Annotated in this window: 14 protein-coding genes, 1 tRNA gene and 1 riboswitch; of the genes, 1 reads left to right on the top strand and 14 read right to left on the bottom strand. The window is 34.8% G+C overall.

From position 1 onward, the window contains the following. Position 1: 1 nt before the first annotated feature. The 8 genes from NW240_RS01080 to NW240_RS01045 all read right to left on the bottom strand — a co-directional run bounded on the left by NW240_RS01080 (position 2) and on the right by NW240_RS01045 (position 8,305). A complete protein-coding gene (locus tag NW240_RS01080; RefSeq protein WP_258435581.1) occupies positions 2–1,066 on the bottom strand; it encodes a DUF871 domain-containing protein in 1,065 nt (354 codons plus the stop codon). A 198-nt stretch (positions 1,067–1,264) separates the two neighbouring features. Next, positions 1,265–1,837 (bottom strand): anaerobic ribonucleoside-triphosphate reductase activating protein, encoded by a 573-nt coding sequence (gene nrdG / locus NW240_RS01075; protein WP_258436257.1) that lies wholly within the window; start codon positions 1,835–1,837, stop codon positions 1,265–1,267. Then, entirely contained in the window at positions 1,837–4,002 is a 2,166-nt protein-coding gene (gene nrdD / locus NW240_RS01070; protein WP_258435580.1) for an anaerobic ribonucleoside-triphosphate reductase, read from the bottom strand. The genes nrdG and nrdD overlap by 1 nt, the downstream gene beginning before the upstream one ends. A gap of 19 nt (positions 4,003–4,021) precedes the next feature. Beyond that, on the bottom strand, positions 4,022–5,017 hold the full coding sequence (nrdF, locus tag NW240_RS01065) for a class 1b ribonucleoside-diphosphate reductase subunit beta (RefSeq protein ID WP_258435579.1): 996 nt from the start codon (positions 5,015–5,017) through the stop codon (positions 4,022–4,024). Between the two features lie 9 nt (positions 5,018–5,026). Next, positions 5,027–7,222: a class 1b ribonucleoside-diphosphate reductase subunit alpha gene (nrdE, locus tag NW240_RS01060; protein ID WP_258435578.1), complete on the bottom strand. Its 2,196-nt coding sequence runs from the start codon at positions 7,220–7,222 to the stop codon at positions 5,027–5,029. Further along, on the bottom strand, positions 7,215–7,583 hold the full coding sequence (nrdI, locus tag NW240_RS01055; RefSeq protein ID WP_258435577.1) for a class Ib ribonucleoside-diphosphate reductase assembly flavoprotein NrdI: 369 nt from the start codon (positions 7,581–7,583) through the stop codon (positions 7,215–7,217). The genes nrdE and nrdI overlap by 8 nt, the downstream gene beginning before the upstream one ends. Continuing rightward, the gene (locus tag NW240_RS01050; RefSeq protein WP_258435575.1) at positions 7,577–7,810 is read right to left on the bottom strand and encodes a glutaredoxin family protein; all 234 of its coding nucleotides are present in this window, start codon (positions 7,808–7,810) and stop codon (positions 7,577–7,579) included. The genes nrdI and NW240_RS01050 overlap by 7 nt, the downstream gene beginning before the upstream one ends. A 113-nt stretch (positions 7,811–7,923) precedes the next feature. Then, a riboswitch (adenosylcobalamin (AdoCbl) riboswitch) is annotated at positions 7,924–8,064 on the bottom strand. A 144-nt stretch (positions 8,065–8,208) separates the two neighbouring features. Then, positions 8,209–8,305 (bottom strand) — tRNA-Sec (locus tag NW240_RS01045). Positions 8,306–8,539: 234 nt separating this feature from the next. Between NW240_RS01045 and NW240_RS01040 the strand changes: the two genes are divergently transcribed. Then, complete coding sequence (locus NW240_RS01040; RefSeq protein ID WP_258435574.1) at positions 8,540–9,517, top strand: hypothetical protein; 978 nt, start codon at positions 8,540–8,542, stop codon at positions 9,515–9,517. An 876-nt stretch (positions 9,518–10,393) separates the two neighbouring features. Here NW240_RS01040 and NW240_RS01035 read toward each other — a convergent pair. The 6 genes from NW240_RS01035 to NW240_RS01010 form a co-directional block, all read right to left on the bottom strand. Further along, positions 10,394–11,122 (bottom strand): YdjY domain-containing protein, encoded by a 729-nt coding sequence (locus NW240_RS01035; protein ID WP_258435573.1) that lies wholly within the window; start codon positions 11,120–11,122, stop codon positions 10,394–10,396. Between the two features lie 19 nt (positions 11,123–11,141). Next, positions 11,142–11,528 carry a hypothetical protein gene (locus NW240_RS01030; protein WP_258435572.1) on the bottom strand — a complete coding sequence of 129 codons (387 nt, stop codon included), beginning with the start codon at positions 11,526–11,528 and terminating at the stop codon, positions 11,142–11,144. 20 nt (positions 11,529–11,548) lie between these two features. Next, positions 11,549–12,454: a nucleoside hydrolase gene (locus NW240_RS01025; RefSeq protein WP_258435571.1), complete on the bottom strand. Its 906-nt coding sequence runs from the start codon at positions 12,452–12,454 to the stop codon at positions 11,549–11,551. Positions 12,455–12,457: 3 nt separating this feature from the next. Beyond that, the gene (locus tag NW240_RS01020) at positions 12,458–13,153 is read right to left on the bottom strand and encodes a TVP38/TMEM64 family protein (RefSeq protein ID WP_258435570.1); all 696 of its coding nucleotides are present in this window, start codon (positions 13,151–13,153) and stop codon (positions 12,458–12,460) included. Further along, positions 13,122–13,811: a TVP38/TMEM64 family protein gene (locus NW240_RS01015; protein WP_258435569.1), complete on the bottom strand. Its 690-nt coding sequence runs from the start codon at positions 13,809–13,811 to the stop codon at positions 13,122–13,124. The genes NW240_RS01020 and NW240_RS01015 overlap by 32 nt, the downstream gene beginning before the upstream one ends. Before the next feature lie 69 nt (positions 13,812–13,880). Next, a complete protein-coding gene (locus NW240_RS01010) occupies positions 13,881–14,558 on the bottom strand; it encodes a TlpA disulfide reductase family protein (protein WP_258435568.1) in 678 nt (225 codons plus the stop codon). Positions 14,559–14,565 lie beyond the last annotated feature (7 nt).

Below are 14,565 nucleotides of genomic sequence, written 5' to 3'. Positions count from 1 at the left end.
ACTATCTGCCTTCTTTCCATTTAATTTCAAATTCTTGACCTGGATTGATAAAGTCTAATAAATCAATATCCTGCTCAATGACTTCACCAATCACATTAACTTTTGGGTCTGCTGGCAAAGAATTAACGACGATTTGTAACTCACCTTGATAACGTTGATACTTATAATTATCTAATGTGATTACCCCCCTCTTACGTTGCCTTGTAGCTTGAGCTTTTACTTTAATCCCTTTGAAATCAATCCGTGATTCTTGACTCCGAATCGCAAAAGCTCCGGGGTCCATTCGGTTAGTGTGTCTAATTCTTATGGGTATTTCTGATTGATTTGTTTTTAATGCCCTTAGTATGATGACATTCTCACTCAGATACTTAACAAATTGAGCTTTTGCAATCGGAGATAAGCCCGGATCGCCAAGATAAATTTTATCTATAGAATATGTGTTTTTTAAATCCAAAAAAGCATAAAAAGGATTCTTTTTACGATGTTTTTCTAAAGTGGGTAATGATTCAAATATAGGGCCACGCATCTGATTATCGCCTGGAATAAAAGCCATCACTTTAAAACCCTGATTTCTTAGAAATTTATTTTTATTATCAAAAAACACTTCATTCAAACCTGTCTCAGGTCTTGGATAATAATTATGCCAAGCTTCTAACTTCTCAAAATTTGCACCAAAATTTTTCAGTTGAATAATATCTTCCAAATCTATTGTAGAAGCATTTAAAGCGACGTCGATTTTGTGGGTTAATGACGCAATTAATTGATTATCAATTCCGTAATCCGGTCTAATACAGCTAACCCCTAAACGACTTAATTGCTCCACTCTATGCAGACTGTAACCAATCTTTTCTAACGATTTTGCCGAAATATCTATAGATAAGTTTAATTGAAGTTCTTTGCACAGTTGACCTACTTCCTTTAATAAGGAAGGATACTGACTTGCATCGTCTTCAGGAATATGTAAGGAAGTAAAGACACCTTCAATGCCCAAATTTTTCATTTCCTTTATATAAGTCAAGTTTTCCTGATGCTGATTTGGGTCTAAAAAAACCGAAACGCCTAACAAATAACCACCCCCAATGTAAACGTTATCTTTAATGAAAGTATATCAATTTTAAAATATGATTTCAATCTGATTTGCATATTTTGTTTTATTCTAAAAATAAATTTCAATTTTTTAAGTTTTCTTAAAACCCCATATAAAAAAACCTTCTAAGATAACGCTTAGAAGGTTTTAATTATTTGTTAATTATAATAATCGTTATTAATGATAAGAACCTTGTTTCCATAAGCTAACATGTCCTTCTCGTAATGATTGAGAAACATCAATAATTCTTTGATTGCTACTTCCTCTAAATTGCAAACTTAAGTCTTTCTTCTCATTATCGAACCGTCCGTCGACAAGAACATCGACTAATGATAAGAGTTCTAGCTTATCATCAGACTCTTTTAATAGCTCTTCCCAATAATAACCCGACCAAGACCATATATCTTTACGGTCTCCATATATGGAGCGCACTTTCTTGACTAATGGAATTAAAATTGGCGTAGAAAGAAAGGGTTCACCACCCAAAAGGGTTAAGCCTTGAACATAATCGTGGGCTAAATCTTCAATAATCTGATTTTCGAGTTCTTTAGTATATGGCACACCATAATTAAAGTTTTGAACCCTACGATTAAAACAGCCCTTACAATTAAAGAGACAGCCGCTAACGTAAAGACTATTACGTACTCCTTCTCCGTCCACAAAATTGAAAGGTTTATAGTCTGCGATCTTTCCTAAACAATACTCTTGGGCTAACCACTCTTGTGATTTGGGATTTTTAAATTTTTCAATCACTGGTCACACATTCTCTCACTTAAATGTTTTTGGCGTGACTGGATCTCCTTGTGACGTCCTTTAACCATCGGTCTGATATTCGGATTACCGAGGTAACCGCAGGTCCTCTTGACTACATCACAAGTTTCAGGATTACGATTATCACATTGTGGACACGCAAAACCTTTTTCCGTCGGCTCAAATTCTCCCTGGAAGCCACATTCATAGCAATGATCGATGGGTGTATTAGTGCCTAAATAGCCAATTTTATCATAAGCATAATCCCAAACTGCTTCTAAAGCTTTAGGATTTTGTCTGAGATTAGGATACTCGCAGTAATGAATAAAGCCACCCGATGTATAGGGAGCATAATCTTTTTCAAAATCAATTTTTTCAAAAGGATTGGGATTTTTACGAACATCATAATGAAAGGAATTGGTGTAATAATCTTTGTCAGTTAAATCTTTAACAGCACCAAATTTGGCTTGATCTAAGCGACAAAAACGATCCGTTAAGGACTCACTCGGAGTCGAATAAACTGAGAAATGGTAGTCATATTGTTGGGCTAATTGATCGGCCTTCTTTTTAAGTCGTTGGATAACTTTTAGCGAGAAAGCTTTAGCAGCTTCATCCTGTTCCCAATTTGAACCAAAGAAATAAGCCGTAATCTCATACAGACCAATATAACCTAGTGATAAGGTCGCGCGCTTATTTTTAAATAATTGGTCAACATCCTCCTCAGCTTTCAAATAGTGACCAAAAGCCCCCTCACGGTATAAAATTGGAGCATTTTCGGTCTTAGCTTGTTTGACTCGCTTTACTCGATAGACAAGTGCTTGTCCAACAATTTCTAAGCGGTCATTAAGTAATTCCCAAAAGTTATCAAAAGAATGATCTGATTCCATCGCGATACGTGGAAGATTTATAGTTACAACTCCTAAATTCATTCGTCCACTGTTTACTTCCTGCCCTTTTTCATCTTTCCAACCTTGAAGAAAAGACCGACATCCCATTGGCACTTTAAAACTTCCGGTAAGTTCTTTAATCTTGTCATACATCAAAACATCTGGATACATCCGATGACAAGCGCACTGAAGCGCTAATTGTTTAACGTCATAGTTAGGATCTTCCATCAAAAGATTAGTTCCCTTGCGTAAACTGAAAACCAATTTAGGAAAAATAGCTGTGCGGTGTTCTTTACCTAATCCATTTAAGCGAATTTTCAAAATAGCTTTTTGAATTTCGCGTGCATACCAAGAAGTACCTAGACCAAAACCAAGTGTAGTGAATGGGGTTTGACCATTTGATGAATAAAGCGTATTGATTTCATACTCCAAACTCTGCATAGCATCGTAAATATCTTTTTGCGTTTTATTCTTGGCAAATTTTTCAGCCTGTTCTTGATCATCTGTCAATTCTTCAGCTAAGGCAAGATTCTTTTTGAAATTTAAATCCGCATAAGGCGCTAGTACTTCATCGATTCGATCAATCGAGCATCCTCCATATTGACAAGAAGAAACATTGGCAATAATTTGAGCAATTTGTGCAGTAGCTGTATTGATGGATCGCGGACTTTCTACCTCAGCATTCCCTATGTGAAAACCATGCTTCAGCATATTCTCAATATCAATCAAACAGCAATTAGTCATAGGACTATAAGGTGAATAATCCAAATCATGAAAATGTAGGCTTCCCTTTAAGTGACCATTGGCCACTTGTTTGGGCAACATATTTAAACCAATGGCTTTAGCTGTAACCCCACAGGTAAGGTCCCTCAAAGTATTAAATACACGACTATCCTTATTGGCATTCTCATTGACCAAACTAGGATTACGTTTAATCAATTGATCCATACGGTCTTCTAATTGCATCTGCGATTGATAGTCTGCTAATTTAGCTTCAGCAAAAGCGACATATTTGCTAGCGGCTGTTTCCAAGCCTCGCTTGCTTAATTGTTCTATAACAATCCGCTTGATGTCAGAGCTATTCATTAAGTGAACGACTTGATTTTCTATCTCATTACTTATAGCTTCAATTAATGAATAGTCTTTAATATCCATAGCTTTTTCAATGGAACTTTTTAATTTTCCCAAAATAAATTTTTCAATACTGCCATCTCTTTTTTTTATTTTAAAGCTGACTATATTCTCTTTTTTTTGCTTCAACACTGCTGTATGATCCATTTGCCTAATCGTCACTCCTTTATAAATAATGGTAATCTTCGTCCTCCATCGCTTCTACCTGACCCATTAAATAACCTGAACCTACTTGAGAGAAAAAGTCATGATTCGTTGTTTCAGTCGACAAACCGTTATAGACTATTGGATTAATATCTTGCGCACTCGCTCCATCAAATACTGCTTCAAATCCTAGATTTTGTAATGCCTTGTTGGCATTATATTTAACAAAACAGTCCACTTCTTCTACCCAACCAATCTCTGCGTATACCTCCTGGGTATATTGAGATTCATTCATATAGAGATCAAATACTAAGTTATAAGCCCATTCTTTAAGTTGAGCCTGTTCTTGATCATTTAACTCTTGATAACCTAATTGAAATTTATAGCCTAAATAAGTCCCATGAACCGACTCATCACGAATAATTAGTTTGATAATTTCAGCCACATTAGCTAGTTTATTATTCCCTAAATAGTACAAAGGAGTATAGAAACCACTGTAAAAGAGAAAAGATTCTAGAAAGACACTAGCTACCTTTTTCTTTAAACCGTTAATTACTTGTTCTTTAGACTCTTTTCCAGAAGGTAAAAGATAAATATCTTCAATCACTTTGGCTTTATACTGCAAAGAGGGATGATTATTGCCCCACTCAAAGATTTCATCAATGGTAGCTGAATCGTTTAAAGAAATAAAAATGGTCGAATAAGATTTAGCATGGACTGATTCCATAAATAAAATATTGTTAAGAACTGCTTCTTCGTGAGCGGAGCGAATATCATTTCGCATGACATTAGCTCCTTCTTCTGACTGCAAAGTATCTAAAAGGGTTAATCCAACAAAAGCTTTATTAACCACATCTTTTTCAACTTCACTCAGTGAACGCCAATCCTTTAAATCGTTGGAGACTGGAATACGCGTATCTAACCAAAACTGAGAAGTTAATTTTTCCCAGGTCATTTTATCTACGATGTCTTCAATGCGATTCCAATCAATGGCTTGATAATGTAAAAAATTAGTCATAATTTCCTCCTAAATCATACATGACTCACACTGATTAGCCCCAATAACCTCGCCGTCTAAACTATGTGTACGTACATAGTAGAGTGATTTAATACCCTTAGAGAAGGCGTAGTGCCTTAAAATATTCAAATCACGAGTGGTCATTTGATTAAATCCTGCTTTTTTCCACTCATAGAGACCTTCAGGAATCTCAGATAACATAAATAAAGTTAACGACATACCCTGATCAATATGCTTTTGTGCGGCAGCATAAACATCGATAATTTTCCTTTGATCCATCTCATAAGCCGTTTGATAATAAGGTAGGGTTTCATTTGAAAGCCCTGGAGCTGGATAATAAATGGCACCATTCTTTTGTTCTTGCCTTAATTCCATCCGATGAGTAATCGGATGTAAGGAGGCAGAGGTTTCGTTAAGGTAAGAGATTGACCCATTCGGTGCAACCGCTAAACGATTGCGATGATAAAGGCCATATTCTTTAACCTTAGCTGCCAAGTCTTGCCAATCTTTAGGAGTGGGTAATTTTATAGCTTTAAAAAGTTCAGCTGCTGCCATTTCTTCAAACTTAAAAGTTTCTTTAATATAAGGAGTAAAATAGGATCCGTCCGCATATTTCGATTGTTCAAACTTGTGGAATGACTGCCCTTTTTCTTTGGCTAATTTATTCGAAGCAAGCAAGCTGTAGTAATTGAGAGCTATAAAATAAGCTTCAATAATTTCGATAGAAGCTTTTGACCCATACTCAATTTTATTTTTTGCTAATAGAGTGTGAAAGCCCATCGCTCCCAAACCAATGGTATGATAAAGATCATTGCCGTTTTGAACTGTTGGCACTTCGGCAATTTTAGTTTTATCAGAAACAGTGGTCAAAGCTCGCACAGCGATTTCCACCGACTTGCCAAAATCAGGACTTGCCAGCATTTTTTCCATATTGGTGGAAGCTAAGTTACAGGAAATATCGCTACCTAAGGTTTGATAAGATAAGTCATCATTTAAAACAGAAGGTTCTTGAACTTGAAAAATCTCTGAACAGAGGTTGGACATAATGATTTTCCCATCCACTGGGTTAGTTCGATTAACTGTATCAATATTAATGATGTAAGGATAACCCGATTCTTGCTGAAGTTTAGAGATTTCTGTTTCTAACTCACGTGCTTGAACTTTCTTTTTACGGATTTTTGGATTATCTACTAATGCTTGATAATTCTCACTTATATCAAAGTAAGAAAAAGGGAGGCCATATTCTTTTTCTATATCATAAGGACTGAAAAGATACATTGATTGATTATTTTTTACCAAATCATAAAACTTATCAGGCACTACAATTCCTAAAGAAAGGGTTTTGACACGAATTTTTTCATCGGCATTTTCTTTTTTACACGATAAGAAAGCTAAGATATCTGGATGGAAAACATTTAGGTAAACTACACCTGCCCCATTCCTCTGCCCTAACTGATTGGAATAAGAAAAAGAGTCTTCTAATAATTTCATCACCGGGACTACACCTGAAGAAGCATTTTCAATCGCTTTAATGGGATCACCTGCTGCACGAATATTCGATAGATTAACGCCAACTCCGCCTCCCTTTCTTGAAAGTTGCAAAGCTGAGTTAATGGCTCGACCAATCGACAGCATGGAATCATCAACATCTAACAAGAAGCAAGATACCATTTCACCTCGACGCTTTTTACCGGCATTTAAGAAGGTGGGTGTAGCTGGTTGATAGCGTTGGGAAATTAATTCTTCAGCAATATCCATAGCCAATTGTCGATCACCATCTGCTAAATACAAGGCATTCATAGCCACTCGATCGATAAACCCTTCAAGATATTGACGACCATCATTTGATTTCAAAGCATACTGATTAAAGAACTTATAAGCAGCCATGAAAGATTTAAACTTAAAATTCTTGGCTTGTAAGTAGCCATACAGTTTGTTGATAAAAGTATACGAATCTTTATCATTTTCAGCAGGCTCCAAGTATTTATTGATGAGGTCTTCTTCTAAATAATCATTTTTTATTAAATAATTTAAACGTTCCTCTAAAGAAGAAAAGATTGGACTGTTAGTATCGATTTCTTCTTGATAATAGGCATCTAATGCCTTTTGATCTTTATAAAGAGGAATTACTCCATCTTCCGGTATATTTAATTGATTATTCCATTGAAAATAGCTTTTTTTCTTCAACGATTGTTTTTCAGCCATTATCTATTACCTCCTTAATATATGAAACATCTGCCTCATTCCCCTGAAACTCAAGCTTATGAATTAAAGGAATTTGATAGTCACGACTAATGTCTTTAGCCGTAAAACAGAATAATTGGGCAAAATTTAAATTGCCAGCGCCCACTACTCCGCGGCAATTTTGTCGATTGACTTCATTTTCAAAAAAATCATCCACTAAGTCTCTTACCAGCTCTTGATAAGTGGGAACAATCAATAAATAGGGCTGATTGACTATTGTGTCACAAGTCATATCGTCCAATTCTAGTTGGTAATCTACTGACAGTTTTTCCACAAAACGACGGGTTTGACCCGTTAAACTAATAAAGACAATCGCTAGCATTGACTAAGTGCCTTCTCAATTAAATCGGGTTTAAAACCAACAATTGGTTCGGATTGTCCGATAAGAACAACTGGTAAACTCTGACAATTAAGGTTTTTTACTTCATCTAAATAACTTTGTTCTTCAACATTTTTTTCTAAATAGTTAAAACCTTTGCTATCTAAATATCTTTTTAAGAAAACGCACTGTCCACAACCCGTTTTACTATATAATGTGATTTTTTCCATATTATTCTCCTCCTCGACAAAAAAACGGCTTTCCCTTCCCAGGAAAGCCGATGGTAAAATCAAGAGAAAGCAAAGCATAGGGATACCCATACTTGCTACTAAAGAATATTTCCAAAGATCACTAAACCCTGAGAAGTGATAAGTGTGATAAATAACCTGGCGATCTGACTTATGAGCGAGCTCAAATACAGTAGCATAGGGACTGTGCAGGATTCTAACCTGCTTCCCCAGAATTATTTATATTTTGTCTATATCTTGTGTTATGAAATAAGATTACCACAAGATGTTGGGTTAAACAAGACAATTCACCTAAATAAAACAAGTCATTAGAAAAAAACAAAAATAATAGCCCAGCTAGTCACAGTCTCTCTGTGATTAGCTAGGCTAGTTTAATTTCCTGGCGGGAACGTGTGAGAATCGAACTCACCCAAGACGCTCTTAACGCCTCATACTGGTTTTGAAGACCAGAGGGCACACCAGAACCCATCCGCTCCCAATAGTATCTTTGAACAAGACTCTTACAATATTATCAATATTTATGTGAAAAAGCAAGTTTTTTTGTCTTTTATTGACAGGTGAATCTAGAATTATCAATTTATATATAACATTGTGAATTTGGGTGTTTTAATTTATACTTGAATTAATTGCTAGTCAGTTACTATATTTAAGCTGATAGAACTTTAGATAAAGGAGAATCTTATGAAAAAAATTATAGCATTAATCACACTATTGTTCTTAGGATTCGAAATAATGGTTAAAACAGTAACTATCTATGCGAAGGACAAAGAAGAATTGCCGGAAGACAGAGTGCAGTCTTATATTGAATTACATGAATCAATTGGTAATGATATTAAACTAACTCCAGAACAAAAAAGAATCCTAGAAAATATGCCGGAACAAGAACAAAAATATTTAGAAGAAGGACTATCAAAACCTGTAGAACCTGATAAGGAGTTAAATTCAAAAGCAGGTTTTATAAATCCAGATGCAGATTTTTATGTTGTTAGCTATGGTATTATAGAAGGGTACCAACTGACAGATAATGAGCCTGAGAAAGTCTCTGAAGAGAATACAGAAATTGTCAAAGGGCAAATAAACCCAGCTGTTCTACGTGCTGAACTGTCAAATCGTTATTTGGTGTTTTCTGAAGAAGGACCGCCTCATGGAGAAGAAGGAAGAATTATAGCGATCGATTTTAAAAATGGAGAAATCAAATATAATCAAACGTCCGATTATGCCTATACTTCTTCTGGTTCATCAACTGATTATTACTTTACTGATCCGGAAAACGGTATTGCCGTCTTTGATACCAATCTAGAAGAGGTCAGTAGATATACGTTCAATGACCGTATCATAGGCAGTGATTTTTCTGTTGACAATGATGATAATATTTACTTTCTGGGAGTAGATATTGATGGTGGTGATGTAACTTATCCTACGTATCTATATACATTATCATTTAAAGATAAGAAATTAAAACTTGAAAACAAAGAATTTCTATATGATTATCAATATCCTGAAATTAGTTATTACTTCGAGGATAGTATTGTAAAAGACAATCAATTATATTTCGTTTCACCTGGTTATAGAATACGCTCCACCAAAGAAAGAGCAGCTTTAGGAAGTATTCTTCATTATGATATGAATACAGGCCAAAAAGAATTGATCGACCTACCTGAAATAGCTGCATACAATATTTTTATTTAGGCCCAAATTTATTAGCTATAGAACATGAACAAAATGATCTCGGAAAAATTGGATTCAGCCTTTTTGATTTAAACGATAAGACGACAAGCTTTATTGATTTATCTCAGTTTGGTTTAACAATTGGGAGTGAGACTGATTACATAAAAGATATCAAGCAAATTAATGACAACACATTACTCATACTAGCCGGCAATAAATTGATTGGATACAATATGAGTGAAAATACTGCTATATTTGAAAAACAAATGACAGATAATAGTTTCCATATTTGGATAAATTAGCCATTCAATTATTTGAAACTCCTCGCCAATTTTGGTGAGGAGTTTTTGTGTGTTGATTTTAATAGTTATCGCAATCGTTCGACTAATGAATATAAATCTCCTTGAAAAAGTTCGAATGACGTAGCAAACGCTATATACTTTCTTGACTAGAATTCATTTTATGAATAGCTTCGATTAAATTTTTAATATAGCCAAACCCCCTCTACTGTCTCTTCTGGTTTAAACAACAGCATAGGGTTCCTAGTGTCAAAATTTAATATGTCCTTTACAATCTTGGGACTTATAAAAATGGAAGATCCGAGATTAAACTTGCCTATTTACTTTTAGGATTTAGTGATTTTTTCGTCTCAAACCTTAATGAGAAATACCCCAGTTTTATTTTAATAACCAGTTATAAAATGCTTTAAATCAAAGAATATGTATTTTTTCTATCCTTCATAGTAAAACATTGATTATTGATTAAAAACTTCTTTTCATACATATATTTTGGTAATTGCATTTTTCATGAATACATTTTGTTAGGACTTTTATTTTAGTGCTGCCTCTAAATTTATAATCTCTTATGAATATAGACTATCTAACTCACAGTCATAAATTATTCTGTTTCTTGGTCCATTTTTTTATCCACTTTCTTGTTGCTTACTTTATTTTCGATTGTTTCTTTGTCTTTGTGGATTGAATAAGTAATGATTACTGGGGTCCCCTCTTCTGGTAAAATCTCACTATTTCCTGAAAACTCTACTTCCCCTCTTTTTTCAACGGCCCCATAGGTATAAGTGGCATTTGAAATAAGTCCGACTGGGCATGAATCTAAACAAGTAATACAACCTGTATGTTTATCATGGGCACGGCCCTTGTTTCCACCAAAGTGGAATTCAAAGTCATTACCATTAGAATCAATAATCGTTTCACTCAGATCGTATTCTTTTTCAGCACCTTCCCAACTTACTTTAATATCCATTAAGTCGCCTTCAACATGCGTTTCTTCTGCATTTTCAGCTGTCATGTTGTCTCCTGGTTCTGCTCCAATTTCTAATAAAGCTTCATAGAATTCATTTTGGTTAGCAGTAGTTCCAAACACTGATTTCCCACCAAAGTTACCATCATCGAAAACCACAGCATGACGCGTAGATGTTTCTAAGTATTTTCCATTTACGTAAGCATAAATAGAAATGGTGCCTGCTTCCTTATCAATTACCATCGGATTTTCTTCTGTCGGTAATTGTGAAGAGGCATCTTCCTCCGCTAGAGTTGGAATGGATAAAGAAAAGGCAGTTATAAAGGTAAAAGCAGCCGTCGCTAATTTTTTCATCATTTTTTTCATATTATTCATCCTCTCAAATTTAAACTTGCTGACTTGTCAACTTTCGATCTTTCAACCATAAGTAAATCATTAATAGAGTCATCACTACAATCAAAATTAAGGTAATCATTTTAATTTGACCAATTTTCATATCTAAGAAAAACATATCACGAACATTGTAGTAAAAAATATTGGGTGATTTAACCAGCATTAAAGTAACCACACTAATAAGTCCAACGAAGTAAGTTATCGGTTTTATCTTGAATAAAAAACTTACCATTATGAATAAAGCAAAAACGATCCAACATAAGACCCAGGTATGAACACGCATTTCTAACCATACCCAATATGACATCAAAGCTCCTGCTAGAAGAGCAAAAATAAAACCTGAACAAATTGCTATTAGCAAATTATTCCATTTGAACATCCATAAACCTCCTTTGCTATTTAATCTTCCAGTTTAACGTTTAGCCAGCGCTGGAATAAACTTTTTCGTATTTGATCTCCCTTTTTAACAATCGGTGTGTTGATTAAAACTTTTTTAAAAGGTCTAGAGCTTGAGTAAGGACTGGGATCAAAATCTTCAGCTATTAAAGAACCCATTGAAAGACTATTAATAGAAACATTGAAATTTCTCCACTGGTCCTCAAATAACTCAGGCTCTACTAAATAGACCGCTGCTAAGGAATCCCAATTATAAAAGCCTTTGATACCATATTCATCTTCATTATCCACAAACCAAGGTTCTGCATAGCTTTGAATGAAATTGGCTATTGGCGATTGTTGATTATCAAAAGCTTGTTCATATTCTGATTGGGTAAACAATAAGTCTAAACAGTTATTGGCTGTTAAAATAGAAACATTTTTTCCCTTAGTTAAAACAGTAAAAGTAGCTTGCGGATCAATGGAAAAGTTCATTTCTCGCATTTCTTGCTTGTCAAAGATTAATGGTTGAGTAATCCCACCCATTAATACAAGTTGTCTGACTTTTTTGAAGAAATGACTGTCCCTTAGATAGGCCCCTTGCAGATTGGTCATGGACCCCACTGCAATAATAATTAGCTCATCTTTGTATTCATTAGCCAATTCTACCAATAGCTGGCTTGCTGGTGTTAAATAATCAGCTGTTTCACTGGCCCCTTTTGCATAAGGAATTGATTGAAGGCCAAATTTGTTTATTAAACGACGAGTCGATTGGTCTACTTCCTCAATGGTCGAATTACCAAATGTCGAAGTAATACCCACAATGTCAACCTCTGGACTACCCAATAAATACATCAAAGCTAAACCATCATCAATATCGCGATTAGGCGTGAAAAAAGTGTTATCAAAGTCAATTAAAACTTTCTTCAAACATTATTCCCCCTCATCTACTTCAAGCTTTCGGGCTACTTTTGGATTTTTCTTCTTAATAAATTTCCCTAAAAAGGCTGTCCCGAATACTAATAAGGCCATTAGTATGATTGATAGTGAAAAAGAGGCATCACTAGGTTCTAAAGCCTTATCCCCAACATTTACGAAAATGAATGTGCCTGGCAAAATGCATATGAGAGAAATCCATAGATAGTCCCATAATGAGATATCCGTTAAGCCAAAAGCATAATTTTCAACATTATAGGGAATTACGGGCATAATTCGAGCCAATGCAAGAACTAACTTTAAATGCTGATTATCGGTGGTCAATATCCCTTTAGAACTAGGATATTTTTCAAATAGAAATTTTTGTACCGGCTGTCTAAATAAATAACGCGAAATTAAAAACATAAAAGTTAGATTTAAAGCTGCCCCTATAAAAGTCAAGAAAGAGCCTAACCATAATCCAAACCCCATACCTCCTGCAAAAGCTAGGAAAGGGACAGGGAAAAAACCCATGGGTAAGAAAACCCAAAGTAATATATATATCCATTTTGCGGAAGAACCAGATTGCATGATTATTTCTCGTACACGATCGGTTGAAAAATTTAAGGTTAACCAGATAGTTAAAGCTACTAAAGCTATCACTAGGCAAACCTTCAACCATTTACTTAGCTGCTTTTTTTGCATGGCGTTCATTATAAATCGATTTGACAATATAGATAATAATCGTTACAGCAAATAGTGACATTAACCCAATAAATAATTGTTTACCGCCACCACCGAAGTTTTGTCCAATATAGGAATAAACAATGGTTGCCGGTAATTGACCAATTCCAGTAGCTAAAAAGAACGGCCAGAATTTCATAGAGGTTAAGCCAGCTGCATAAGAAACTAAGTCAAAACTAACAAAAGGCAGTAAACGACAAACTACAATGGTGTACTTGCCATATTTTTCGAAAAATACATCTAAAGATTTTAAGGCTGTATTACTGGTGATCTTGGCAACTGCGTCGCGTCCTAAAATTTTAGCAATGTAAAAGCATAAAGCCGCTCCAGCCATTGAAGATGTCCAAGACAATACTGCTCCCCAAAACCAACCAAAAATGGCAGCATTAGATAGTGTAATTAAGAAAGCGGGAATGGGTGAAAGAATAGACTGTAAAATCATCAGGAAAAAAGAAACAACAGCGGCAACATTACCGTAGGAACGAATATAGGCAATTGTATCTTCTAAATTAACTGATTTCATGGCTGAAATAGACTCATTAATAAAGGACTGAACCGAAGGAATAAAAAGATAAGCTAAGAGTGATAATGCAAGCACAATGATCACTGCCAATTGATTTTTTTTCATAAGAACCTCCTAAATTTTAAAACGCCAAGACCATCAAAATTTTTACTATGATTTATAATTTTTATTTTTTTATAATAATTCCTCGATTTGCTCTAGCAATTGTTTTTCACTAATTAAGCCAATATGATGGTATACTACCTCTCCTTCTTCATTTATAAAAATGGTAGAGGGTAAAAAAGTAGCCTGCAGAGACATCATGGCTGAAAAATTAACATCATAGAATACAGGAAGAGTCAAATTAAGGTCTTCTAGAAATTCGTTCACTGCTTCTTTAGTTTCTCCAGGTTGAGAATTGGTGGCATTGATCATATAAAAATCAATATCTTCTTGGTAATCTTCCCAAGCCGTTTGAAAATAAGGCATTTCTTTTTTACAAGGTGGGCACCAAGTTGCCCAAACATTAACAACCATAGGACGACCAAAATTTTCAGATAGTGTCATTGATTTATCTGCTTGATCTTTAATCAACACACTCTCTACTTTAAGATGGCCATATGGATCTGGCTTTTCTTCTTTTGTGCTATTGGACTGACTACTTTCTTCCCTTGACGATTGAAAGGATATTTCTTTTTCCTCTGAAACTTTTTCGCTTGGTTGGCTGGTTGTGGAATCTATTTCACTAACAGTTTCCTGAATAGGTTCTGTTTGTTCAATCGATAAATTCTGATCTTGAACCTTGTTATAAATATAGCTTCCAAAACCTATAATAGCGATTAAAAGCAAACCATAAGTTAGTAATTTTTTCATGTTATTC

It is taken from the genome of Facklamia sp. 7083-14-GEN3 (genome assembly GCF_024742075.1).
GTDB lineage: Bacteria > Bacillota > Bacilli > Lactobacillales > Aerococcaceae > Facklamia.
This window is presented reverse-complemented; position numbering and strand designations above follow the sequence as displayed.